This is a genomic window from Brevundimonas sp. AVps31, assembly GCF_058681355.1.
This window is the reverse complement of the sequence record NZ_CM178736.1, coordinates 702,020-724,608: the sequence shown is the minus strand read 5'-3', so window position 1 is coordinate 724,608 and position 22,589 is coordinate 702,020. Positions and strand designations below refer to the sequence as shown.

Annotated in this window: 19 protein-coding genes; 7 read left to right on the top strand and 12 right to left on the bottom strand. The window is 70.2% G+C overall.

Annotated features, from left to right (window positions below; all coding sequences use genetic code 11):
* Window positions 1–2 precede the first annotated feature (2 nt).
* Complete coding sequence (locus tag ACW174_RS03405) at window positions 3–2,231, bottom strand: putative bifunctional diguanylate cyclase/phosphodiesterase (protein WP_492016297.1); 2,229 nt, start codon at window positions 2,229–2,231, stop codon at window positions 3–5.
* Between the two features lie 68 nt (window positions 2,232–2,299).
* Window positions 2,300–2,914 (bottom strand): cupredoxin domain-containing protein, encoded by a 615-nt coding sequence (locus ACW174_RS03400; RefSeq protein WP_492016296.1) that lies wholly within the window; start codon window positions 2,912–2,914, stop codon window positions 2,300–2,302.
* Between the two features lie 162 nt (window positions 2,915–3,076).
* On the opposite strand from ACW174_RS03400, the gene ACW174_RS03395 reads away from it, so the two are divergent.
* From ACW174_RS03395 to ACW174_RS03380, 4 genes are all read left to right on the top strand, one after another.
* Window positions 3,077–3,985, top strand: coding sequence for a DUF3034 family protein (locus tag ACW174_RS03395; RefSeq protein ID WP_492016295.1), 909 nt, complete (start codon window positions 3,077–3,079; stop codon window positions 3,983–3,985).
* Window positions 3,986–3,987: 2 nt separating this feature from the next.
* Window positions 3,988–4,497, top strand: a complete 510-nt coding sequence (locus ACW174_RS03390) for a group I truncated hemoglobin (RefSeq protein WP_492016294.1) — start codon at window positions 3,988–3,990, stop codon at window positions 4,495–4,497.
* 114 nt (window positions 4,498–4,611) lie between these two features.
* Entirely contained in the window at window positions 4,612–6,906 is a 2,295-nt protein-coding gene (locus tag ACW174_RS03385; protein WP_492016293.1) for a TonB-dependent receptor, read from the top strand.
* Window positions 6,907–7,023: 117 nt separating this feature from the next.
* Entirely contained in the window at window positions 7,024–7,701 is a 678-nt protein-coding gene (locus ACW174_RS03380) for a Fe2+-dependent dioxygenase (protein WP_492016292.1), read from the top strand.
* 200 nt (window positions 7,702–7,901) lie between these two features.
* Here ACW174_RS03380 and ACW174_RS03375 read toward each other — a convergent pair whose 3' ends face one another.
* From ACW174_RS03375 to ACW174_RS03340, 8 genes are all read right to left on the bottom strand, one after another.
* The gene (locus ACW174_RS03375) at window positions 7,902–9,263 is read right to left on the bottom strand and encodes a sulfite reductase subunit alpha (RefSeq protein WP_492016291.1); all 1,362 of its coding nucleotides are present in this window, start codon (window positions 9,261–9,263) and stop codon (window positions 7,902–7,904) included.
* Window positions 9,260–10,297, bottom strand: a complete 1,038-nt coding sequence (locus ACW174_RS03370) for an FAD:protein FMN transferase (protein WP_492016290.1) — start codon at window positions 10,295–10,297, stop codon at window positions 9,260–9,262. The genes ACW174_RS03375 and ACW174_RS03370 overlap by 4 nt, the downstream gene beginning before the upstream one ends.
* A 65-nt stretch (window positions 10,298–10,362) precedes the next feature.
* The gene (locus ACW174_RS03365) at window positions 10,363–11,163 is read right to left on the bottom strand and encodes a DUF4198 domain-containing protein (protein ID WP_492016289.1); all 801 of its coding nucleotides are present in this window, start codon (window positions 11,161–11,163) and stop codon (window positions 10,363–10,365) included.
* Between the two features lie 12 nt (window positions 11,164–11,175).
* The gene (locus tag ACW174_RS03360; RefSeq protein ID WP_492016288.1) at window positions 11,176–11,688 is read right to left on the bottom strand and encodes a DUF2271 domain-containing protein; all 513 of its coding nucleotides are present in this window, start codon (window positions 11,686–11,688) and stop codon (window positions 11,176–11,178) included.
* Between the two features lie 10 nt (window positions 11,689–11,698).
* Window positions 11,699–12,352 (bottom strand): PepSY-associated TM helix domain-containing protein, encoded by a 654-nt coding sequence (locus ACW174_RS03355; protein ID WP_492016287.1) that lies wholly within the window; start codon window positions 12,350–12,352, stop codon window positions 11,699–11,701.
* A gap of 190 nt (window positions 12,353–12,542) precedes the next feature.
* Window positions 12,543–14,564, bottom strand: coding sequence for a TonB-dependent receptor (locus ACW174_RS03350; protein ID WP_492016286.1), 2,022 nt, complete (start codon window positions 14,562–14,564; stop codon window positions 12,543–12,545).
* Window positions 14,565–14,604: 40 nt separating this feature from the next.
* Complete coding sequence (locus ACW174_RS03345) at window positions 14,605–16,212, bottom strand: ATP-binding protein (RefSeq protein ID WP_492016285.1); 1,608 nt, start codon at window positions 16,210–16,212, stop codon at window positions 14,605–14,607.
* 109 nt (window positions 16,213–16,321) lie between these two features.
* Window positions 16,322–17,710: a UDP-N-acetylmuramate--L-alanine ligase gene (locus ACW174_RS03340; protein WP_492016284.1), complete on the bottom strand. Its 1,389-nt coding sequence runs from the start codon at window positions 17,708–17,710 to the stop codon at window positions 16,322–16,324.
* A 109-nt stretch (window positions 17,711–17,819) separates the two neighbouring features.
* Here ACW174_RS03340 and ACW174_RS03335 point away from each other — a divergent pair, with 109 nt between their 5' ends.
* The 3 genes from ACW174_RS03335 (at window position 17,820) to ACW174_RS03325 (ending at window position 20,159) form a co-directional block, all read left to right on the top strand.
* The gene (locus tag ACW174_RS03335; protein WP_492016283.1) at window positions 17,820–18,152 is read left to right on the top strand and encodes a hypothetical protein; all 333 of its coding nucleotides are present in this window, start codon (window positions 17,820–17,822) and stop codon (window positions 18,150–18,152) included.
* Complete coding sequence (locus tag ACW174_RS03330) at window positions 18,149–18,970, top strand: LD-carboxypeptidase (protein WP_492016282.1); 822 nt, start codon at window positions 18,149–18,151, stop codon at window positions 18,968–18,970. The genes ACW174_RS03335 and ACW174_RS03330 overlap by 4 nt, the downstream gene beginning before the upstream one ends.
* Window positions 18,971–19,211: 241 nt before the next feature.
* Window positions 19,212–20,159 (top strand): retropepsin-like aspartic protease, encoded by a 948-nt coding sequence (locus ACW174_RS03325; RefSeq protein WP_492016281.1) that lies wholly within the window; start codon window positions 19,212–19,214, stop codon window positions 20,157–20,159.
* Here ACW174_RS03325 and ACW174_RS03320 read toward each other — a convergent pair.
* Together ACW174_RS03320 and proB are read right to left on the bottom strand one after the other, a co-directional pair.
* The gene (locus tag ACW174_RS03320) at window positions 20,156–21,421 is read right to left on the bottom strand and encodes a glutamate-5-semialdehyde dehydrogenase (protein WP_492016280.1); all 1,266 of its coding nucleotides are present in this window, start codon (window positions 21,419–21,421) and stop codon (window positions 20,156–20,158) included. The genes ACW174_RS03325 and ACW174_RS03320 overlap by 4 nt on opposite strands.
* Window positions 21,418–22,551 carry a glutamate 5-kinase gene (gene proB / locus ACW174_RS03315; RefSeq protein ID WP_492016279.1) on the bottom strand — a complete coding sequence of 378 codons (1,134 nt, stop codon included), beginning with the start codon at window positions 22,549–22,551 and terminating at the stop codon, window positions 21,418–21,420. Before proB ends, ACW174_RS03320 begins: the two co-directional genes overlap by 4 nt.
* Window positions 22,552–22,589 lie beyond the last annotated feature (38 nt).

Genomic DNA, 22,589 nt, shown 5'->3' with positions numbered 1-22,589 from the left:
CGTCAGGCGGCGGCGACGCTGCTTTCGGCGGCAGGGCTGTCCATCCGCTCGATCAGGGCGGCCAAGGGCTTCGGCCGGCCGATCAGATAGCCCTGCGCCATGTCGCAGCCCATGCCGCGCAGCAGGGCCAGGGCGGTCGGGGTCTCGACCCCCTCGGCGGTGATCCTGAGGCCCAGGCCGTGCGCCAGGTCGATGGTCGACTTCACCAGCAGGGCGTCACGCGACGACTGGTCCATGTCCATGACGAAGCTCTTGTCGATCTTCAGCTCATCGGCGCGGATGCGCTTGAGATAGCCCAGCGACGACAGGCCCGAGCCGTAGTCGTCCAGCGAGATGCAGACGCCCGCGTCGGACAGGCGGGCGATGACGGCCAGCGCCCGTTCGGGGTCGTGCATGACCGCCGTCTCGGTGATTTCGAAGCAGAGGCGCGCGCCCGAGGCGGCGATCTGTTCGAGAGCGAAGTCGGTGAAGCTGTCGTCGGACAGCAGGCGGCCCGAGATGTTGACCGAGACCATGACCTGATGTCCGGCGGCGGCCATGGCCTTCTGGTCGATGATGGCCTGACGCACGACCCATTCGGTCAGCGGGCGGATGTGGCCGGTCTCCTCGGCCATGCCGACGAACAGGTCCGGCGGAACAAAGCCGCGGCGCGGGTGGGTCCAGCGGGCGAGCGCCTCAACGCCCGTGATGGCCTCGGCGCGGAAATCGTATTTTGGCTGATAGGCCAGCGAGAACTCGCCGTTGTCGAGCGCGGCCATCAGTTCGGAGATCAGCGACAGATTGCCGGCCGGATCGCCATAGGCCGCCTCGTCGAAACCGGCGGCCGGGCGGTGGAGCTGGCGGGCGCGCGCGACGGCGATGGCGGCGCGATCGACCGGCGAGGTCAGGGTGGCGCCCGCTTCGCCGCGACGGGCGACGCCCGCGCTGAGGGTGATGTCGACCGGGGCGCCGGAGACCGTGAACGGATGTTCGGCGCAGGCCGACAGCCGCTCGCCGATGACCAGGGCGGCGGCCTCGTCGTCGGCGACGACCACCAGACCCAGAACGGCGGCGCTGGCGCGGGAGATGGAAGCCCCGTCCGACAGGTGGGACAGGCGCTCGCCGACGGCGGCGACGAGCCGGGCCATCGCATCGTAGCCGATGGCGTTGCGGACCACCTCGAAGCGGTCAATGGCGACCAGAATGACCCAGAGGCCTTCCTCCGAGCCCGCCAGACGCTCCAGCGCCAGACGGTTGGGCAGGCCGGTCTCCTGATCGTGCAGGGCCATGTGGGTGAGGCGATTTTCCCGGTCGCGCAGGTCGCCGACCATGGCGTTGAAGCTGGTGGCGAGACGGCCGATCTCGTCCTGCGAGTCGACCGGGGCCTCGACGTAATCGCCCTGACGGGCGCGATGAACGGCGTCGTCCAGGGCGGTGAGCGGGCGGGTCAGGTCGCGTGACAGCACCCATGTGCCGGTCATCAGGATCCCCAGACCGATGACGGCGATCCCGCCCAGCCACAGGAACAGGGTCTGGTAGGGCTTCATCGCCCGGGTCAGCGGATAGGTCAGGACCAGCGAGGCGGGTGTGGCGGTGTCGAAGCTGGGCAGGGGGCGGGCCAGAACCATCGAGCGGCCCTGCGGCGTGTCGGCCAGGATGGGGCGCTGATCGGCGTCTTTCAGATCCGCCGCGCTGATCCAGGGCGCCTGGCCGCGGGGCAGCACCTGGGCGGACAGGGGGATGGCGGACAGCTGCTCCAGATTGCGCATCTGGGCGGCGTCGAGGGTGTCGGTGAAGACCACCCAGCCGATCAGGACCGGCGCCCGGATCGGGGCGGCGACGGCCTGATAGGTCTGGTCGCCGATCCGGATGACCCCGGTTTCGACCTGACCGCTGTCCAGTCCCCTGAACAGGATGTCGAGGGTGGCCTCGTCGACGGCGACGCCGGTGGCGCTGGCGTACCCGTCAACGCCCAGGATGAGGGCGCCGTCGGCGCCCTGCCGGGCGCGTAGATTGTCCAGGGCGGAGCGGACGGTGGCCTCGTCGCCTGTGGCGACCGCCTCGCGGAATCCGTAGTCCTGCGCCAGCATGGCGGCGCCCTGTTTCAACTGGGCCGAACGGGAGGCCCAGATCTGGGCGTAGACCGCGCCCGAGGCGCCGAGTTCGTCGCGCACCATCCGGCGCGCGCTGCCGGAGACGGCGCTGACCACCGCGATGGCGGTCAGCAGAAGGGTCAGACCGAAGAGCCCCATATAGAGCACGGTCAGGCGCGTCCGCAGCGAGCGGAACCTCGTCAGTCGGCGCGGGAGGTCGCGCCAGTTCACCGGGCGGACCGCGCGCTGAAGTCGCCGGTGACGGTGCGGCTCATGGCGCCGGCGCCGATGGTCAGGGTGTGGCTGATCTCATTGCCGCGACCGGCCAGACGCGGATGCCAGATCTTCAGGGTCGCGCCGCCGGCCGGGATGCCGGTCAGGACCAGATTGCCCTGGGCGTTGGTTTTGGCGGCCCAGGGCGTGTCGACGACCTTGATCCAGGCCACCATCTCATCGTGGATGTTGCAGCCCAGGGCGGCGACGCCGACGGTGGAGAAGGTGCGGGTCGGGGCTTCGCCCCGGCTGTACAGCGGCACCTCGAAGCGGTTGCCGCGCGAGAAGGAATAGACCTGATGGCGCACGCGATCGAGGTTGGGGAAGCTGACCGTGCCGCCGACCGGGACGATCAGAACCTCGGGATTGAAGTCGATATTCTCCTGCGACATGCGCAGCGGCCACGCGAAGCGGATGGGCCCGCGCGGCAGGCCGGAGGCCGGATAGACGGTCGCCACCGCATTGGCGACGGGCCGTCCGGCGCCGTCGCGCACGCTGACGGTCAGGGGGCCGGCGTGGGCGACTCCGGAGAACAGGAAGGCGGACAGGAACGCGACAACGACTTTCATCACCGCGGACCCTGAACCCGACAGATGAAAACCGGGTAAAGTCCAACAGTGCAAGCTGAAGATGATTGCCGCACAACCTTTGATTATGCTGGGAAAATCGCCGGGCTTTAGCGAGGATTAACCGGACCCGTGAAGTATGGCCGGGACTCTCGGGGATATTCCATGCCTTCCATCCGGACGCCCGCCGTGGCGGCGCTCGCGAGCTGTGCGTTGCTGAGCACGGCCTCCGCGGCGTCGGCCCAATCCCTCATCGACCGGATTCCGGACTCGCGCAGCGGCGGCAAGCTGCTGCTGACGGGCGGGGTCTCTACCCTCGAGGGCTCGGGCGGCGGCGGTCTGGCGACCTGGGCCACGACGACCGGCTATGGCGCGGAAGACGGCATCGGCGGCAACGTCCATGCGACGCTGGTGGACCTGCCCGACTATGAGTTTCGCAGCGTGGGCGCCGCCGTCGGCCTGTGGGACCGGGTCGAGCTGTCGGTCGCCCGTCAGGCGTTCGACACCGGCCGCACGGGCGCCCTGCTGGGCCTCGGCTCGGGCTTCACCTTCACCCAGGACGTGGTCGGGGTGAAGGTCCGGCTGATGGGGGACGCGGTCTATGATCAGGACACCTGGACGCCGCAGATCGCGGTCGGGGCCCAATACAAGTCCAACGATCAGGGGGCGGTGATCAAGGCCGTCGGCGGCGTCGAGGACCATGGGACCGACCTCTACATCGCCGCCACCAAATTGTTCCTCGCGCAGAGCGTGCTGGTCAACGGCACGGTGCGCTGGACGAAGGCGAACCAGACCGGCCTGCTGGGCTTCGGCGGGGACGCCAATGACGAGATCGAGCCGCAGTTCGAAGGCTCCGTCGGCTGGCTGCTGAGCCGCAATCTGGTGGTCGGGGCCGAGTACCGGACCAAGCCGGACAACCTGTCCTTCGCTCGCGAGGACGACTGGTTCGACGTCTATGCGGCTTATGCGGTGAACAAGCATCTGTCGGTCACGGCCGCCTGGACCGATCTGGGGTCGATCGCGACGTTCGAGGACCAGCGCGGTCTCTATCTGTCGCTGCAGGCGGGGTTCTGAACATGGTCGGCAAGGTCTTTTTCGCGGTCGCGCTGTCGCTCATGGCCGCGCCGGTTCTGGCCCAGACCGCGCCGGACCCGGCGCATATGCCGGGGGAGGATGCGGTGGCGCCCTATGTGGCGTCGAACGCCAATGCGGGCGCGGAGCCCTTCACGGGAACCGCGATGCTGGAGGCCTTCAACGGGCGTGAGGGCATCGACCGGATCGTCGATGACCTGGTTGATCGCAACGTCGCCGATCCGCGCATCGCGGACATCTTCGCCCGCACCGACATGGTGCGGCTGCGCCGGACCCTGAAGGAGCAGTTCTGCTACATCCTGAACGGCGGCTGCGACTACACGGGGCGCGACATGACCGCCGGGCATCAGGACACCGGACTGCAGTCGGCGGACATGGGGGCGCTGGTGGAGAACCTGCAGGCGGCCATGACGGCGGAAGGCGTGCCGTTCGGCCAGCAGAACCGCTTTCTGGCGAGGCTGGCCCCGATGAAGCGGCATGTCGTGACGCGTTGACGCGCGAAAGCGACACGCGGACAATTTATGCGAATGTGTCGCAAAAACGTTTGTAGAGTTGCGGGAAGATGATAATGCGAGCCGATCGCAAGTCATTCCTCCCGGAACACCGCCATGACCCACCGCGCCGACGCGCTTCGCACCCTTCTGTTCGCTTCCAGCGCCGCCGGCATGCTGATCGCCGCCACGCCCGCCATGGCCGGCGACCCGGCGACGACGGCGGATCCGCAGCAGGATCAGGAAGCCACCACCCTGAACGGGGTGACGGTCACGGGCCAGCGCGTTCGCCGCGAGCCGCAGTCGCCCGAGTTCGTCGCGCCGCTGGTGGACACGCCGCGCTCGGTCACCATCATTCCGCAGCAGATCATCGAGCAGACCAATGCGATGTCGCTGCAGGACATCCTGCAGAACTCGCCGGGCATCTCGTTCGGCGCCGGCGAAGGCGGCCAGCCGCTGGCCGACCGTCCGTTCATCCGTGGCCAGTCCTCGGGCAACAACGTCTTCGTCGACGGCATTCGCGACACGGGCGGCCAGCAGCGCGAAGTCTTCAACCTGGAGCAGGTCGAGGTCGTGAAGGGGCCGGACTCGGTCTATTCGGGCCGCGGCTCGGGTGGCGGCTCGATCAATCTGGGCTCCAAGGCGCCCCGCCTGCAGGACTTCACCCATTTCAGTCTGGGGGCCGGCACGGACGGTTATCTGCGCGGCACGATCGACCAGAACTGGATCCTGGGTGACAACGCCGGCGTCCGCTTCAACCTGATGGGCGCCCAGGGTGACGTGCCCGGTCGTGACAGCGTCGACTACGACAAGTGGGGCCTTGGCCTGTCCATCGGCGCGGGCCTGGGCCAGGCGACCTCGGGCGTGGTCAGCTACTATCACCTGACCTCGAACCAGATGCCGGACTACGGCATCCCGCTCTACAGCAAACTGGGCGGGGCGACCGCGCCACGGCCGGACCCGAGCGGCATTCTGGATGTGCCTTACGACAGCTTCTACGGCCTGGAGGCGCGCGACTTCCTGACCAATGAAGTCGACACCATCACCTTCGACTTCCGCCATGCTTTCAGCGACACCCTGAGCCTGCGTAACGTCAGCCGCTATTCGCGGACCCTGAACGACTATGTCGTGACCAACCCCGGCGACGGCGGCACGGCCATCAATGTCGGCGGCGTCTGGTGGATGAAGCGGGGGCTGAAGAGCCGCTGGAACGAAGCCGAGACCATCGCCAATGTGACCGACCTGACGGGCAGCTTCGGCGGCGCGGGCCTGCGCCACAGCTTCAACCTCGGCGTTGAACTGTCGCAAGAGAAGAACCGCAACGCCTCCTATACCGTTACGACCCTGTCGGGGACGGCCTGCCCGGTGGGGCTGACCGGCTTCGACTGCACCCCGGTCTATGATCCGAACCCGAGCGACCCGTGGACCGGCACCATCGTGCGCGGCCTGCCGTCGTCGAGCACGACCGAGACGGTCGGCCTTTACGCGCTGGACTCCATCTCTCTGGGCGAGCGCTTCATCATCAATCTGGGTGTTCGTCACGACATCTATGCGGTCGAGGGGCTGACGCTTCCGTCGACGGTGGTTCCGCGCCGTGAGTGGGAGTTCACCAACTATCAGGCGGGCCTGGTGTTCAAGCCGACCCAATGGTCGAGCCTGTATGTGTCCTACGGCACCTCGTCGACGCCGCCGACGCTGGCGAGCGGCGACCAGAACGCCTCGGGCGGGACGGGCACGGTGAATGGCGAGACCAATGTGGTGCTGGACCCCGAGGACAGCGAGAGCTGGGAAATCGGCGCCAAGGCCAACCTGTTCGGCGATCGACTGGCCCTGTCGGCGGCCGCTTACCAGATGACACGTCAGAACGCCGTCATCCGCACGGGCGCCGGCGCCACCGACTTCCAGCAGGCCGGCGAAGTGGAGGTGACGGGGGTTGAGCTGGGCATCTCGGGCAACATCACGCCCGAGTGGACGGTCTTCGGCGGCTATAGCTGGACGGATTCCGAACTGGTGCGCGGCGCCTGCACGGTGGACAACACCACGGTTCCCCCGACCTGCGTGCCCAGCCTGTTTGAAGGCGATCCGCTGGCCAATACGCCGGAGCATTCGGTCAGCCTGTTCTCCACCTATCGCGTGAGCCAGCGTCTGACCCTGGGCGGCGGCGTCTATTATGTGGGCGAGACCTACGGCGGGAACCAGGGCGGCGCCGGCGGCGGCGGCAATCGCATCTACATGCCGGAATGGACCCGTCTGGACCTGTTCGCCTCCTACGACCTCAACGAGCGGACCAGCCTGCAGCTGAACGTCAAGAACGCGACGGACGAGGAATACATCATCCGCACCAATGGCGTGCACCACGCCGATCCGGCCCCGGCCCGTCAGGCGATCCTGACGCTCAACCTGCGCTACTAGGCTAATCGGCCCGAGAAGCCTTGTCGCGTGGAGCCCGGGGGCTCAGGTGTCTTCCCTGATGACCTGACCCCCGGGCTTTCCTGCGTCCGGGCCGCGGCGTGATGAAGGAGGCGGCTCATGCTGCTGCACATTCCAGAGGTGTTCACCAAGGCCGAGGTCGCCGCCCTGCGCGCGACGCTGGACGCCGGGCCGTGGACGGACGGCAACGTCACCTCGGGCCACCAGTCGGCGACCGCCAAGGTGAACCAGCAACTGCCGGAGGACTCCGGCGAGGCGCGGGAGGTCGGCGGACTGATCCATCAGGTGCTGAACGCCAATCCGATGTTCGTATCGGCCGCCCTGCCGCACACGATCTTTCCGCCCCTGTTCAACCGCTACCAGGGCGGGGAGCATTTCGGCGTCCACGTCGACAACGCCATCCGCCAGCGCGGCAACATCCGCATCCGCAGCGACCTGTCCTGCACCGTCTTCCTGTCCGAGCCGGAGGACTATGACGGCGGCGAACTGATCATCGAGGAGATGTACGGTCCGCAGTCGGTGAAGCTGCCGGCGGGGGATCTGGTGCTGTATCCGTCCAAGAGCCTGCACCGGGTGACGCCGGTGACGCGCGGGGCGCGGGTGTCGAGCTTCTTCTGGCTGCAGAGCCTGATCCGCGACGACGCGGACCGCGAGACCCTGTTCCGGATGGATGTCGCCATCCAGCGGGTCAGCCTCGACAAGGGGCCGAAGGACGCCGCCGTGCTGGAGCTGACGGCGGTCTATCACAACCTGATGCGGCGCTGGGCGGAGGTCTGAGGCGGGCTGGGCCCTCCGGCAGGGCGCTCAGTCGGTGGGGCCGGAGCGTGGGAAGTGGCTAGTGGCTAGTGATTAGTGGCTGGCTGGCAGCGTGCGACGGTGCGGACTGCGCCGCCTTTCCGCGACCAGCGAAGTGAGCGACCCTAGCCACTAGCCACTAGCCACTAGCCACTAGCCACTAGCCACTAGCCACTAGCCACTCAGTACACGTCCCGCCGGTACCGGCCGGTTTCGGTGAGGTCGCGCAGGGCTTCGGCGCCGAGGACGGCTTCGAGGGCGTCGTGCACGCCCTTCGACATGCCTTCCAGACTGCCGCAGACCATGATCGTGGCGCCGCGGGACAGCCAGTCTTTCAGCGTCTCCGCCTGTTCGGTCACGACCGCCTGGACGTAGCGGCCGTCGCCGGCGTCGCGGGAGAAGACGCGGTCCAGCCGGGTCAGCAGGCCGGACGCCAGCATGGCCTCCAGCTCGTCATTCAGAAGGGCGTCGTGGGCGCGGGTGCGCTCGCCGAACATCAGCCACGCCCCGCCGTGCGGCTGGCCCTCGCGGGCCTTCAGGTGGGCGCGCAGGCCGGCGAGGCCGGTGCCGTTGCCGATCAGGATCAGCGGTGCGGACGCCTCCGGCCCGTGGAAACTGCGGTTGGTGCGAATGCGCAGGCCGATCTCGGCGCCCGGGGTCAGGTCGCGGGTCAGCCAGCCGGACGCAAGGCCCGGCGTTCCGTCCGGGCGGGTCACGCGCCGGATGATGAACTCCGCCCGGCCGGACGCGGGCAGGGAGGCGACGGAGTATTCGCGGCTGCCCTGCGTCGGGTCGGGCAGGCCGATCTCGGCGATGTCGCCGGCGGCCCAGTGCGGGGCGTGGTCGACGGGCTCGAAGGCCAGCAGATGCGCCTCGCCGCCGGGACTGCCGGGGTTGAGCCGGCGCCGCTCGACCAGTCGCCAGCGCTCATAGGCGGGCGGGGTCCAGTCGGCCTCGACGGTCGAGCCGGTGATCAGGCCCAGCTGATGCTGCCAGTGACGGATCGCGCCGGTGTCGCCGTTGTCGACCTCGACATGGTCGAACAGGGGCCGGGCGCCCGAGCGCTGCAGCCAGCTGTCCAGCGCGCGGCCGAAGCCGCAGTAGTCGGCATAGGTGCGGTCGCCCAGGGCCAGCAGGCCGTAGGACAGGCCGGCCAGATCGGCGGGGGTCGTCATCGCCTGACGCACGAACCACGACATGCTGTCGGGCGGGTCGCCCTCGCCGGTGGTGGCGGCGATGACCAGCAAGCGGCCGGCGGCCTTGAGCTCGGCCGGTTCCAGATCGCCCAGCAGGACGACCCGCGCGGGCGTGCCGGCGTCGGACAGGCTTCTGGCCGTCATCCACGCCAGTTCCTCGGCCAGACCGGTCTGGCTGGCGAAGGCGACCAGGACGGCGTCCACGCCAGCGGGCGGGGCGAGGGCGGCGGCCTTGCGCGCGGCGGCGCGGTTCGCCCGCAGGCGCAGCAGAACCACGGCCAGAACGCTGAGCAGCCACAGACCGACCGCGACGGCGGCCCAGATCAGACGTCCGGGATCGGTGGTCACGCGCCCTCGTCCAGCATGGCCGAGAAGGCCGGGGTCACGATTTCGGTGACGCCGCCGTTCTCGCCGCGCACGACGAAGGCGGCCGCGATCTTCACGGCGGTGGCGAAGGCGGGGCCCTCCTGCGGGCCCATGACGGTCAGGGCGGTGGCCATGGCGTCGGCGTGCAGGGCCGTGTCGGCCAGCACGGTGACGGAGGCGACGCCGTTCTCCACGGGTCTGCCGGTGCGTCCGTCGAGGGTGTGGCTGTAGCGTTTGCCGAAGGTCTCGAAACCCTTGATCCAGTCGCCGGAGGTGGCGACGGCGAGATCGAACAGGGCGACCACGGTGCGGGGCGCGGGCGCGCCCGGCGCCTGCTGAAGCTCGACCCACCAGGGATGGCCGTCCGGCTTGACGCCGCGACCCCGCAGTTCGCCGCCGATCTCGACCAGATGGTGGGCGGCGCCCAGCTCGGCCAGGCGATCGGAGACGCGATCGACGGCGTGCCCCTTGGCGATGCCGGACAGGTCGAGCCTCAGCCCTCCGATCTGCTGCACCGCGCGGCGGTCGCGGTTGAGGCGAAGGCGACCCCAGCCGGACACGGCGCGGGCGGCCTCGATTTCATCCTCGAACGGAAGGGTGGGCGCGTCGCCGAAGCTGTTCAGCGGACGTGGTCCCGGCGGGCCGAAGCCCCACAGGTCGACGAGGGCGCCCAGCGTCGGATCGACGGCGCCGTCGGTGTCGTCGGCGATGTTCATCGCCTCGTTGAGCAACAGCCAGAAGGGCTCGGACACGGCCCAGAACCCTTCGGGCGCGGCGTTGAACCGGGCCAGTTCCGAGCGGCTGTCCCAGTGGCTGAATAGGGCGTTGATGCGCGCCAGTTCGTCCTCGATGGCGGTCTGGAACCTCGCCCGGTCGGCGTCGTCGGGCGGAACCAGCCGGACAGCCCAGTCAGTGCCCATGGTCTGACCGGCGAAGTCCCAGATCCGGGGGGTGGGCGGACGCGTCGGCGTCTGGCCGTGCGTCGGGATCAGGACGCGATTGTTCGCGCGCGGCACAGCATCGCCGCCCACGGAGACCGTGGGCGGCGCGCCGTGGCTGGAGGCAGGGCCGGTGTTCGAGGTCAGGGCAGGACTTCCAGGGCGCCGTTGTACTGGGCATTGACGGCCATCTGGTCGCCCTGGGCCGCGGTGCGGACCGAGGTGTTGATCCAGTACATGCCCGCTTCCGGCCAGGTGACGGTGAAGGCGCCGTCGGCGCCCGTGCGGACCGTCATTTCGTCGGGGTTGTCGCGGTAGCGCGTGCCGCCGCGGGCGATGGTGACGTCCTGATCGGCGACGGGCTGGCCGTCGCGAATGAATTTGAAGGTCGCGGCCTCACCGGCGGCCAAGGCGTTCGGGTGGGTCACCGGCACCAGTTCGATGCCGACGCCGGTCGGGGCCAGGGCGCCGGTCGAACCGGCCCCGAGGGTGACGAAGGTCTCGATCCGGCTGTTGGTGCGGGTGGCCGAGACCTCGGTCGCGTCGGCCGGAATGTTGGCGGCCATGTCGGCCTCGGTCCCGCGCCAGCGCTTCTGCTCGCCGCCCTGTTTGTAGCTGACCATGACGCCGCCCATGACGTTGGCGACGCGGTAGGTGCCCTGCTGGGTCATGTGCAGGTCGAAGGTCGAGCGGTAACGCGCGCGCGCGACGTTCTCGGGCGCGACGGTCGAGCCGTCCGGGGCGGTGATGACCAGACCGGCCATGTTCATGGCGGCGTGGTCGGGGATGAAGACGCCGTTGGACATGCCGGCGTCAAAGCCGACCCAGGCGTCGGCGCCGGAAAGCGAGGTCGAGGTCGGGGCCAGCCAGGCGCGGTGGGCCTGGGCGGACATCGGCAGGGCGAGGGCCGCGAGGGCGGCCAGCAGGGCGATGGACTTCTTCATGGCGGACTTCCTTTAGCGGGTGACGGCGACGGCGACGGCGCCCAGTTCACGGCTCCCGGTCGCCCGGGCGGTGTTGGCGCGGCCCCAGGCGAAGGGGACGCGAACGGACTCACGACCGCCCAGTTCGCGGGCGGCCTCGACGACCAGCACATAGTCGCCGGCGGGCAGGCCGCGCAGGCGGGCGGCGGGGACGCGGACGGCGTGCGTGCCCGGGGCCTTGGTCGCGCTGGAGACGCCGTCGGCCGGCAGGGTCAGCGACTGGCCGCCCCGACGCCACCAGGTGCGCATGTCCTTGAGCCAGTCCTTGCCCTCGCCTTCCGCATTCGCGGTCTGCTGGTACCAGACGGCCAGGGTCCGCACGGCGGTGTTGTCCGGACGCTCGATCCAGACGGCGACATAGGGGCGGTGATAGGCGGCGCCGGTCTGCTGGGGCAGGGTCACCGACACGGACAGGTCGGCGGCCAGGGCGGGGCCGGCGAAGGCGCCGAGCGCGACGGCGGAGGCGGCGAGAGTCAGGGGACGCATGGCGAACTCGTCAGTGAATGAACAGGAGGGCGATGATGACGGGGATCAGCAGGCCCAGACCCAGCAGGGGCCAGGTCGAGGGGCGCTGTCTGGCGTGCATCCAGGTCAGGGCGAAGCCGGTGACGGCGAAGATGATGCAGGCGGCGGCGAAGACGTCGATGAACCAGAACCAGACCTTGCCCGCGTTGCGCCCCTTGTGGAGGTCGTTGAGGTAGGCGATCGGGCCGCGGGTGGTGCGCTCGCGCGAGGCGTCGCCCGTCGCGCGGTCGATGGTCAGCCAGCCGTCGCCGCCGGGCTCGGGCAGGGCGACGTAGACTTCCTCGGGCGTGGTCTCGGTGGGACGTCCGGCGATCGAGACCTTGAAGGTCTCCGAAGCCCAGCGGGCGACCGCGTCGGGAACGGGGTCCGTGGTTTCCTGCGGGAAGGCGGACAGGCGTTCCAGCAGCGGGGCCGGCAAGACGCCCGCGCTCTCCACGGTGGAGACCTGCCCCGGGATGGAGGCGGCGTGGTTCAGGGTAATGCCGGTGATGGCGAACAGCAGCAGGCCGATCAGGCTGACGGCGGCCGAGATCCAGTGCCACTGATGCAGCTGCTTCAGCCAGAACGACCGGGTGGCGTTCAGGGCCTTCTTCGGCTTGGGGGCTGTCGCGGCGGCTTCGGTCACCCGCGGTTCATGCCGAAGTTGAGAACCATTTGCAAGTGGCGCCACGCCTCAGGTCTTCGGAAACCGCACCTGGAAAAAACGGGTGCGAAGAGTGCGGATCGCAGGCCGATCCGGTCCGGGAGGCCCGGCCCGTCGCAGTCTCCCATGGCGATGCGTCAGAATCGGTCGGGCATCCCCGGCGGCCCGGACCCTAGCGCGACAGTCTGACCCCGATGCCGAGGGTGCGGGGCGGGGCGAAGCCGGCGACGCCGGTTCCGGTTTCCGACACCTCGATCTCCGCATCGAACAGGTTGGAGGCGTTGATCCAGATCGCCGTCGTCTCATTGACGGCCCAGTCGGCGCGCAGATCCAGGGTTCCGCCGGAGCCCAGCACGCGGCTGTTCAGATCATCCTCGAACCGGTCGCTCTCCCAGCGCAGGTCGGCGCTCAGGGTCAGGCGGTCGGTGGCGCGCCAGTCGGCGCCGGCGACGGCGCTGACGCGCGGGGCCTGGGCCGGGCGCAGGCCGGTCAGCTGGGGCGCGGCGGTCCCGCCGTCCACCTCGGCGTCGGTCAGGGACAGGGCGGCGCGCAGGGTCAAGGCGTCGGTCAGGTCAAACCGGCTGTCCAGCTCCAGCCCGACCGCCTCGATGGTCCCGGCGTTCTGGCGCTGGCGCAGGACGCCGCCCGCCGGGACGAAGCCCGCGCGGGGGAAGGTGGCCGGGCCTTCGCCGATGGTGACGTTGACGATGGCGTCGTCCAGCCGGGTCCAGAAGGCGGTGGCGGTCACGGAGGCGCGGTCGCCGGTCCAGCTCCAGCCGCCTTCCGCGCCGGTGACGGTTTCGGGTTCAAGCGCGGCGTTGGCCTCGGTCAGATCATTGCCGACACGGAACGGGCGGTGCAGCTCGTTCAGGGTGGCGGGGCGGAAACCGGTGTATGCGGCGAGGCGCAGGGCCTGTCCGGCGCCGATGTCGCGCCGGACGCCGAGGCGGGCGCTGACGACATCGCCCGAGCGGTCGGGATCGGTCTCGTCGAGAGTGACGGCCAGGGTCTGGCGGTCCCGCTCGAAGCGGCTGCCGCCGGTGTTTTCCCAGTGATCGGCGCGCAGCCCGCCGGCGACCAGCCAAGGGCCGGTGGTCCAGGAGCCTTCGGCATAGGCGCCGACGACGGAGGTTTCGCCGCCCGCGATGCGGTCGCGGGTGAACTGGCCGCCCATGTAGCGGAACATCTCGCGGGTCTCGCCGTCGGCGAAGCGGGCGTCGGCGCCCAGCTCCCACTCGACCCGGCCGATGCCGCTGACGAGGACGCGGCGCAGGGCGGCGTTCAGGCCCCAGCCGACGGCGGGGGTCTCGTACTGATTGTTGGCGGGGGTGGTGGTGGCGCGATCGGCGGCGATGGCGACCGAGGTGTTGGCCAGATCGCTTTCGCGCCGCCAGACCTGAAGCCGCCAGCCCGGGCGGTCGGTGGTGGGCTGCAGCGCGGCGGTGGCGGTCAGGGCGTTGCCGCTGGCGGTCGAGCGGGCGCCGGCGAGACCCGAACCGCGATCTTCCTCGAAGGCCGAGGCGCGCAGGGCGACGGTGGCGGCGCCGACGGGCAGGTCGGCGCGGATCGAGGCGCTGCGGACCTCCAGATCCAGCGGGGTGTCCGCGGCGCCCGCGGCCGCGCCGCGCACGGGGGTGTAGCCGTCGCTGGTCTCGTACAGGCCGGAAGCGACGATGCGGGCGGGGCCGAGGGTGGTCACACCCGATGTGGACAGGCGCGCGCCGCCGCGTTCGGCGACGGAGCCGTCCACGGTCCAGCCGCTGTCCCGCTCGCGCAACTGGATCACTCCGGTCAGGGCGCCCGCGCCATAGGGACCGGCCCCGGCGCCGCGCACGATGTCGAGCCCGGAGAGGCTTTCGGTCGGAACCTGGGACCAGATCACCCAGCCGCCGAAGGGATCGTTCAGCGGCGCGCCGTCCAGGGTGACCAGCGTCCGGCCCGCGCCGGAGGGGGCGATGGCGCGCAGGCTGATGCCCTGGGTGGTCGGGTTGGCCGCCAGGCTGGAGGTGCGGCGGAACAGGGAGACGGCGGGCACGGAGGCGAGCGCCTCGTCCAGCCGCTGTTCCCGTTTCAGATCGGTGTCATCGAGGCGGATGACGGCGAAGGCCGCCTCGCCGGCCGCCGGGGGCAGACGGGCGCCGGTGACGACGACCTCGGAGAGTTCGGACGGGGGCGGCGGAGGAATCTGGAACATGAAGCGCTACAATACCCGGACGGCATCCGGGTTGCGCGCCTTATGCGGCCTCGGCTCGATCTGTCGCAGGTGTGGCGGACAGGACGCGGCGGATGGCGTCGAGCAGGACGTCGGGCTGGATCGGCTTTTGCGCCACCCCGTCCATGCCCGCCGCCAGATAGTCGGCCTCGTCGCGCGGATCGGCGTTGGCGGTCAGGGCGAGGATGGGCAGGGCCGCGACGGAGCCGGGCAGGGCGCGGATGGCGCGGGTGGCCTGAACCCCGTCCATGACCGGCATTTTCACATCCATCAGCACCAGATCGAAGCGGACGGTCTGGACCCGTTCGACCGCCTCCTGACCGTTTTCGGCGGTTTCGGAGGTGCAGCCGAACAGTTCCAGCACCTTGCTCGCGACGAAGCGGTTGGTGGCGTTGTCGTCCACCACCAGCACATGCAGGGTTTCATGCGGCGTGGGCCCGGCGGGGGCGATCTCGGGGGCGACCTCCGCGACGGCCAGCGGCAGGCGCAGGTCGAAGATGAAGCGGGCGCCGCCCCGGGGCGAACGCTGGACGGCGATCCGGCCGTCCATCCGCTCGACGATCTGGCGACAGATGGCGAGGCCCAGGCCGGCGCCGGCGCCCTCGCGGCCCGCGCGACCGGTGTTGAACGGGTCGAAAATGGTCACGGCGGCATCCTCGGCCACGCCGGGGCCGCTGTCATCGACGGTGACGGTGATGCGGGCCTCGTCGCCCTCGGCTCGGGCGGCGATGCGGACGGCGACCTGACCGGCGGGGGTGAATTTCAGGGCGTTGCCGATCAGGTTGTTCAGAAGCTGTTTCAGCCGCATCTCGTCGGCGATGACGTGAGCGGCGTCGGGGGCGTCGCAGACGACGGTGAGGGTCAGCGCCTTCTCTTCGGCGCGCGGGCTCCACAGGGCGGTCAGGTCGCGCGCGACCGCCTCCAGCGACACCACGCCGGTTTCGAAGGTCATCATCCCGGCCTCGGCGCGGGACATGTCGAGGGCGTCGGTCAGCAGACGCAGCAGGCTCTGGCCCGAGTCGAGGATGGTGCGGACATAGGGGCGCAGGCCGTCCTGGGTCAGCTCCCGCTCCATCAGGGCGGCGACGCCCAGCACGCCGTTCAAGGGCGTGCGGATCTCGTGGCTCATGACGGCGAGGAATTCGGACTTGGCGCGGCTGGAGGTGCGGGCCTCCTGCTCGGCGCGGGCGAGATCGCGGGCCAGCACGCCCATGGCCTCGGCGCGTTGCCGATGAATGGCGCTGCCCGCCTGCAACAGGTGAACGCCGGCGCCGACGCCGACATAGCGACCCTGCGACGCGACGACGAAACCGTTCAGCAGGGCGCCCAGATTGCTGGCGTCGAGGCTCTCGAACAGGGTTTCGGCGCTGGCGTCGGCATCGAGGATGCGGGGCGACGGGTCCATAAAGCTGGAGGCCGGGCGGCGGGCGTAGAGGGCGCGGCCGAACTCGGCGGCCATGCGCAGGGTGAAGGCGTTGCGCTCCACCAGACCGACGGGTCGGCCGTCCGCGTCGACGACGGCGATGGCGAGGGTGTCGGGCTCGCGTTCAAAGCGATCAAGGACATGCGCGCCCGGGGTCTCCGGGCCGATCGGCTCGCCACCGCTCGCAAAGTCTCCGATCCTGGCCATTCACGCGCACTCCCTGACGGGAGCCGGAGTAGGGGCTTCCACTTAATGCGAGCTTTGCCGTACGTGAATGTTTCGAGATATTCTGTTGAATATCAGTCCGTAAGCGGAGCTAAAGTCGCTTGAGCAGCTCGGCGGCGAAGACCGACAGGGTGTCGTCGCGGGCGCCCATGACGATGACCCGGTCGCCGGGTTTCGCCAGTTCCACGATGCGGTCGCCGCAGGCGTCGCGGGTGGGCAGGGCCTCGGCCTTGCGGCCCTCGGCGCGGACGCCCGACGCGATGTCCTCGCTGCCGACGGACCTGTCGGTCGTGCCGCCATAATAGACGGGCTCGGGCATCAGCAGGACGTCGTCGGGGCGCATCAGGCCGGCGAAGCCGTCGATGAACTCATGCCGCATCAGCTTCAGAGGACCGAAGCCATGGGGCTGGAACAGGATCAGCAGGCGGCCGTCGAAGGCGTGAAGCGTCTTCAGGGTGGCGGCGATCTTGTCCGGGTTGTGGGCGAAGTCGTCGATGACGGTGACGCCGTTTGCGGTCCCCACCACCTCCATGCGGCGGCGGATGCCGGAGAAGGTCTCCAGCGCGGCAGTCGCCTCGGCCAGCGGAACGCCCAGCGCGCGGACCGCGCCGAGGGCGGCGAGGGCGTTGGCGACATTGTGGGCGCCGGGGACGTTGAGGGTGACGGCGTGTTTCGCTCCGCCCAGTTCGGTCAGGGTGAAGCGCATCCCGGTCGGCTGAGGCTCCAGGTCGTGGGCGTTCAGGGTCGCGGCCTCTTCGCCGAGCGCGAAGGTGACGACCTTTTCCGGCGGCAGGGTCTGGGCCAGGGCGGCGGTCTCGGGGTTGTCGAGGTTGAGCACGGCGGTGGTTGCGCGGGCGGTGAAGCCGCCGAACAGGTCGCGCAGCTCCTCCATCGACTTGTGATCGAGCGAGATGTTGGAGACCACGGCGACGGTCGGGTCGTAGCGGGCGATGGAGCCGTCCGACTCGTCCACCTCGGACACGAACAGATCGGCGCCGCCGACGAGGGCGCTGGCGAAGGGGTGGTCGGCGTCAGCGAAATTCTTCATCACCGCGCCGTTCATGACGGTGGGTTCGCGACCCGCCTGATGCAGGATCCAGGCGATCATGCCGGTGATGGTCGACTTGCCGCTGGTGCCCGCCACGCCGATGGAGGTCGGGGCGGCGTTGAACAGCTGGCTGAGCAGTTCGGGGCGGGTTTGGATGGTCGCGCCGACGGCTTTCGCGGCGCCGATGTCGGGGACGGTGTCCTCGACCGCGCCGGTGGCGACGACGATCTGGTCGGCGCGGGTGACGCCCGAACCGTCCTGGGGGTGCAGGGCGACGCCGTGGGCTTCCAGCCAGGCGAATTTGTCGGGCGTGCGGCCCTGATCCCGGGACCGGTCCGAGCCCTCGATCCGGGCGCCGCGCGCCTGCACGATCATCGCCAGCGGCAGCATGCCCGAGCCGCCGATCCCGCAGAAGAAATAGTCGTTCGCCATGACGTGTGACTAAGCGGGTTCCGGGCGGCGGGGAAGAGGGGGCGCGTAACCGTCTTCCAGAACGTGGCCGGGAGCCCTAGGCTGGGCCCATTGCAAGGACACGAGACGGATGCCGACACCCCGACAGCGGACCATTGTTGATCGGCTGATCGACGGCGCGCTGGGCAGAGAACCCCGGGGTTATGAACGCGCACTGCTTGAAGCCGCGCAGCCGCCGCTTTGGGTGCGATTATCCTTCATCACGATTTCGGTCGGTTCGCTGGCTGGCCTTCTACTGTCGGCCTTTGACAAGCTCCGCTGGCTGGGCTTGCCTTGGGACGATGCCGGGTTTCCGATGTGGCTCGTGTTCTTCGGGCTCATCGCCGTGACACAGTTCACTTATCGGGAAGTCCACCGGCAGTATGGCAAGCGCGCCTTGGGCGAGGATACGACCTCTCAATGAAGATCGGCATCGTCAACGCCAGTTCGCGCTTCTCGAAGGACCGCGGCGAGGCCATTCAGGCGTGGTTCGCGGCGAACGTGCCGGACGGGTCGATCCAGATCGTCTTCCATCCGGCGGTGTTCCAGAAGCACGGCCATTTCGGCGGGGATGACGCGACGCGGGCCAACGCCTTCGTGGAATTCGCCAATGATCCGCGGCTGGACGCGGTCTGGTTCGCGCGGGGCGGCTACGGCTCGTGCCGGATCGCGGAGGCGGTGCTGCCGCGGCTGACCGATGTGGCGCGCAAGAAGCGGTATCTGGGCTATTCCGACGCGGGCAGCCTGCTGGCCGGGTTGTACAAGGCGGGCTTTCCGCAGGTGGCGCACGGGCCGATGGCCTCGGATTCGGTGCGCCACGACGACACCGCCTGGCGGGCGCTGAACTGGCTGAAGTCGGGGGCGTCGTCGTCGTGGGAGCCGTCGCTGCACACCGACGCGCGCCCGGCCGTGGCCTTCAACCTGAGCATCCTCGACGCCCTGGTCGGCACCTATCTGGAGCCCGACCTGACGGACCACGTGCTGATGCTGGAGGACGTGTCGGAGCCGCTGTACCGGATCGACCGCATGATGTTCCACCTGACCGCCCAGCCGTCGATCCGCAAGGTGGCGGGCATCCGGCTGGGGCGGGTGTCGGAGATCGTCCAGAACGACCCGGACTTCGGCCTGACCGCCGAGGAGATCGTCCGCTACTGGTGCCAGCGGTCCGGAATCGCGTGGCTCGGAGCGGCCGATATCGGCCATGATAGCGCGAACAAGGTGGTGCCGTTCGGACACCGTTAGGTCACAATCCGCTCGCTTGCGCGGCGAAGTGGATGGACAGCCGCCCCATCCGCGGGTCATTAACTCGCCGGTAACCCTGAGGTCACGGATCCGGGGTGGGCGGGGGCTCGGGACACCGGCCTCGCGGGCGGACCGGTCGACGTCGGGGGGCGTCGGCCGGTCTGTCGTCCGTCTCGCTGAAACATCCGACGCGACCTCACGCCGCTGGCGCAGCGCTCTCGCACGCGCCATCTTGGCAAGGATGAACCGTCGTCATCTCCTGATCCGCACCGCCGGTCTGCTCGCCCTCGCCGGCGGCGCCTGGTGGGCGCGGGACCACCTGCTGTGGCCGAAGCCGGAGCTGGCGTTCGGACCGGAGGGTGCGACGCCCTGGATGCCCTATGCCCGACGCGCGGCGACGCCCACGGTGAGGGTCACGGTCGAGGGGCGCGAGGTGCTGGCCCTGATCGACAGCGGCGCCCAGTATTCCGTCATTGATCGCGCCTTCTTCGCCACCCTGCCGCCCGAGCGGCGGGCGCTGTTCGACATGCCGCTGGTCGCCTACGGCGTGGGCGGCGGAGCGCAGGTCGGGCGCGGGATATCGGTGGACGTGGCCTTGCCGGGGCTGACGGTCACAGGCCTGCGAGCGGCGATTCTCGATCTCGGCCCGCTGGCGTCCGAGCAGGGCCTGCGCACCCCTTTGATCCTCGGGCAGGACCTGCTGGGGGAGGCGGTGCTGGCGCTGGATCCCCGGCGCGGGTACGCGCGGCTGGTGCGGCGGGAGTCCTTTGTGCGTCCGCCCGACCTGATAGAGGCGCAGGTGCATCGCCAGGGAACAGCGCTGGCCGCCGACCTGACCGTGGAAGGCGCCACGGTGCGCGCCATTGTCGACACCGGCGCCTCGGGCCTGCTGGGCCTGAGCCGTGACGCGGCGACGACGGCGGGCCTCCTGGACGGACGGCCTGAACGGGCGGGCGTCAGTCTGGTGCTGGGCGGCGCGATGCGCTCGACCCTGATCCGGGCGCGGACCGTGACCTTCGCCGACCATCTGTATGAGGGCGTCGAGGTCGGGGTCTTCGATCAGCCGCCCCTGCCCAACTTCCCGGGCGGCCTTGTGGGGATGGAGGCGTTCGCGGATCGACGCGTGGCGCTGGACCTCGGCAAGGGGACGCTGCACGTCTCGCGACCGCTGGACCTGACGGTCGGCTAGGCAGGCCGGGTCTGGCCCGTGCCGCGCACCACATATTTGTAGCTGGTCAGCTGCTCGGCCCCGACGGGGCCGCGCGCGTGCAGGCGTGAGGTGGCGATGCCGATTTCGCCGCCGAAGCCGAACTCGCCGCCGTCCGCGAACTGGGTCGAGGCGTTCCACATCACGATGGCGCTGTCGACGGCGTTGAGGAAGGCGGCGGCGGCGTCCGCGTCCTCCGTCACGATGGCCTCGGTGTGGCCCGAGCCGTAGCGGCGGATGTGATCCACGGCCTGATCCAGATCGTCCACCACGCGGACGGCGAGGACGGGGGCCAGGTATTCGGTGGTCCAGTCCCGCTCGTCGGCGACAGTGATGGACGGGACCAGCGCGCGGCTGTCGGCGTCGCCGCGCAGGCTGCAGCCGGCGGCCTGAAGCGCTCCGGCGAGACGGGGCAGGAGGGCGGGGGCGCAGGCGCGGTCGATCAGCAGGGTCTCGGTGGCGCCGCAGACTGAGACGCGGCGCATCTTGGCGTTCAGCACGATCTGTTCGGCCATCTCCGGATCGGCGGCCGCATGGACATAGGTGTGGTTCAGGCCCTCGAGGTGGCCCAGCACGGGGACGCGCGCCTCGGCCTGGACCCGGGCGACGAGGCTCTTGCCGCCGCGCGGGATCAGCAGGTCGATCGTCCCCTCCAATCCGGTCAGCAGGGCGCCGACGGCGGCGCGGTCGGGAGTGTCGATCAGCTGGATGGCGTCAGCGGGCAGGCCGGCGGACACAAGCCCCTCGACCATGGCCGCATGGATGGCCAGCGATGACGACAGGCAGTCCGAGCCGCAGCGCAGCAGGGCGACATTGCCCGAGCGCAGGCACAGGGCGGCGGCGTCCGCCGTCACATTGGGGCGGCTCTCATAGATGATGGCCAATACGCCGATGGGGGTGGCGACGCGGGCGATGTCGAGGCCGTTGGGCCGGGTCCAGCGGGCGGTCTCGCGGCCCAGGGGATCAGGCAGGGCGGCGATCTCGGCCACGGCGTCGGCGACGGCCGCGAGGCGGGCGGGCGTGAGGGCCAACCGGTCGATCAGGGCCTCGGACAGGCCGTTGTCGCGGGCCCGGGCGATGTCCCCGGCGTTGGCGGCCAGGATGGTGTCGGCCCGGGCGCGCAGGGCGGCGGCGGCGGCTTCAAGCGCACGGGTCCGGACCTCGGGCGAGGCGAGGCGCAGGGCGTCGGCGGCGGCGCGGGCCCGGCGACCGCGCTGAAGCATCTGTTCGGCGAGTCCGGTCATGCGCCGCCCTCCAGCACCAGATCGTCGCGGTGGATGGCGACCTGAGGGCCCCTGTAGCCGACGAGACCCTCGATCTCGCCGGTCTGGCGACCCGTGATCAGGGTCATCTCCTCGGCGGGGAAGGCGGCGAGGCCCACCCCCGCCTGGACGCCGTCGGGGGTGATGATCCGCACGCTGTCGCCCCGGTCGAAGCGGCCCTCGACCCTCTGGATGCCGGAGGGCAGCAGGCTCTTGCCCGCGCGCAGGGCGGCGAGGGCGCCGTCGTCGATGACCAGTCGCCCGGCCGGATCGACACTGCCCGCGATCCACGACTTCCACGCCGCCATCGGGCCGTCGGGGGCGGGGATCAGGGTGGCGCGGGCGCCGTCCAGCACAGCGGCCAGAGGGCGGTCGGTCAGGCCCGAGGCGATGACGGTGGCGCAGCCCGCCGAGCGGGCGATGCGGGCGGCCTCCAGCTTGGTGCGCATCCCGCCGGTGCCGACGGAGGCCGAGGCGTTGGCCGCGCCCGCCATGGCCATGACCTCGGGCGTCAGGGCCTCGACCAGCGGCAGGTGGGTGGCGTCGGGGTTGGAGCGGGGATCGGCGTCGTACAGGCCGTCGATGTCGCTGAGCAGGACCAGCAGGTCGGCGCGCGCCAACTGGGCCGTGCGGGCGGCGAGGCGGTCGTTGTCGCCGTAGCGGATTTCCTCGGTGGCGACGGTGTCGTTCTCGTTGACCACGGGAATGGCCTTGAGCCGCAGCAGGGCGTCCAGTGTTGAGCGGGCGTTCAGCCAGCGACGGCGGCGCTCGGTGTCGTCGCGGGTCAGCAGGATCTGGGCGGGGGTCAGGCCGTGGGGCGACAGCGCCGTCTCCCACGCCTGCATCAGCAGGGACTGGCCGGCGGCGGCGGCGGCCTGTTTCTCGTCCAGCCGGGCGGATCGGGAAATCCCGAGACGGCCCCGGCCCAGCGCCACCGCGCCGGAGGAGACGACGATGACCTCGACGCCCCGGGCCCGCAGGTCGGCGATCTCCTGCCCCAGGGCGGCCAGACGCGCGTCATTCGGCCGCCCGCCGTCAATCAGCAGGGCGGAGCCGACCTTGAGGACAAGGCGGCGGGAGGCGGCGAGGGCGGAGGCGGCGGAGGAGGACACCGCCGGACCTTGCCGCGCCGGGTGCGCCGCAACAAGCG

Excerpts from the sequence above, each read along its gene's own strand:
- ACW174_RS03405 (WP_492016297.1), bottom strand. The coding sequence starts at position 2,231 with ATGGGGCTCTTCGGTCTGACCCTTCTGCTGACCGCCATCGCGGTGGTC.
- ACW174_RS03400 (WP_492016296.1), bottom strand. The coding sequence starts at position 2,914 with ATGAAAGTCGTTGTCGCGTTCCTGTCCGCCTTCCTGTTCTCCGGAGTC.
- ACW174_RS03395 (WP_492016295.1), top strand. The coding sequence starts at position 3,077 with ATGCCTTCCATCCGGACGCCCGCCGTGGCGGCGCTCGCGAGCTGTGCG.
- ACW174_RS03390 (WP_492016294.1), top strand. The coding sequence starts at position 3,988 with ATGGTCGGCAAGGTCTTTTTCGCGGTCGCGCTGTCGCTCATGGCCGCG.
- ACW174_RS03385 (WP_492016293.1), top strand. The coding sequence starts at position 4,612 with ATGACCCACCGCGCCGACGCGCTTCGCACCCTTCTGTTCGCTTCCAGC.
- ACW174_RS03380 (WP_492016292.1), top strand. The coding sequence starts at position 7,024 with ATGCTGCTGCACATTCCAGAGGTGTTCACCAAGGCCGAGGTCGCCGCC.
- ACW174_RS03365 (WP_492016289.1), bottom strand. The coding sequence starts at position 11,163 with ATGAAGAAGTCCATCGCCCTGCTGGCCGCCCTCGCGGCCCTCGCCCTG.
- ACW174_RS03360 (WP_492016288.1), bottom strand. The coding sequence starts at position 11,688 with ATGCGTCCCCTGACTCTCGCCGCCTCCGCCGTCGCGCTCGGCGCCTTC.
- ACW174_RS03350 (WP_492016286.1), bottom strand. The coding sequence starts at position 14,564 with ATGTTCCAGATTCCTCCGCCGCCCCCGTCCGAACTCTCCGAGGTCGTC.
- ACW174_RS03345 (WP_492016285.1), bottom strand. The coding sequence starts at position 16,212 with ATGGCCAGGATCGGAGACTTTGCGAGCGGTGGCGAGCCGATCGGCCCG.
- ACW174_RS03340 (WP_492016284.1), bottom strand. The coding sequence starts at position 17,710 with ATGGCGAACGACTATTTCTTCTGCGGGATCGGCGGCTCGGGCATGCTG.
- ACW174_RS03335 (WP_492016283.1), top strand. The coding sequence starts at position 17,820 with ATGCCGACACCCCGACAGCGGACCATTGTTGATCGGCTGATCGACGGC.
- ACW174_RS03330 (WP_492016282.1), top strand. The coding sequence starts at position 18,149 with ATGAAGATCGGCATCGTCAACGCCAGTTCGCGCTTCTCGAAGGACCGC.
- ACW174_RS03325 (WP_492016281.1), top strand. The coding sequence starts at position 19,212 with ATGAACCGTCGTCATCTCCTGATCCGCACCGCCGGTCTGCTCGCCCTC.
- ACW174_RS03320 (WP_492016280.1), bottom strand. The coding sequence starts at position 21,421 with ATGACCGGACTCGCCGAACAGATGCTTCAGCGCGGTCGCCGGGCCCGC.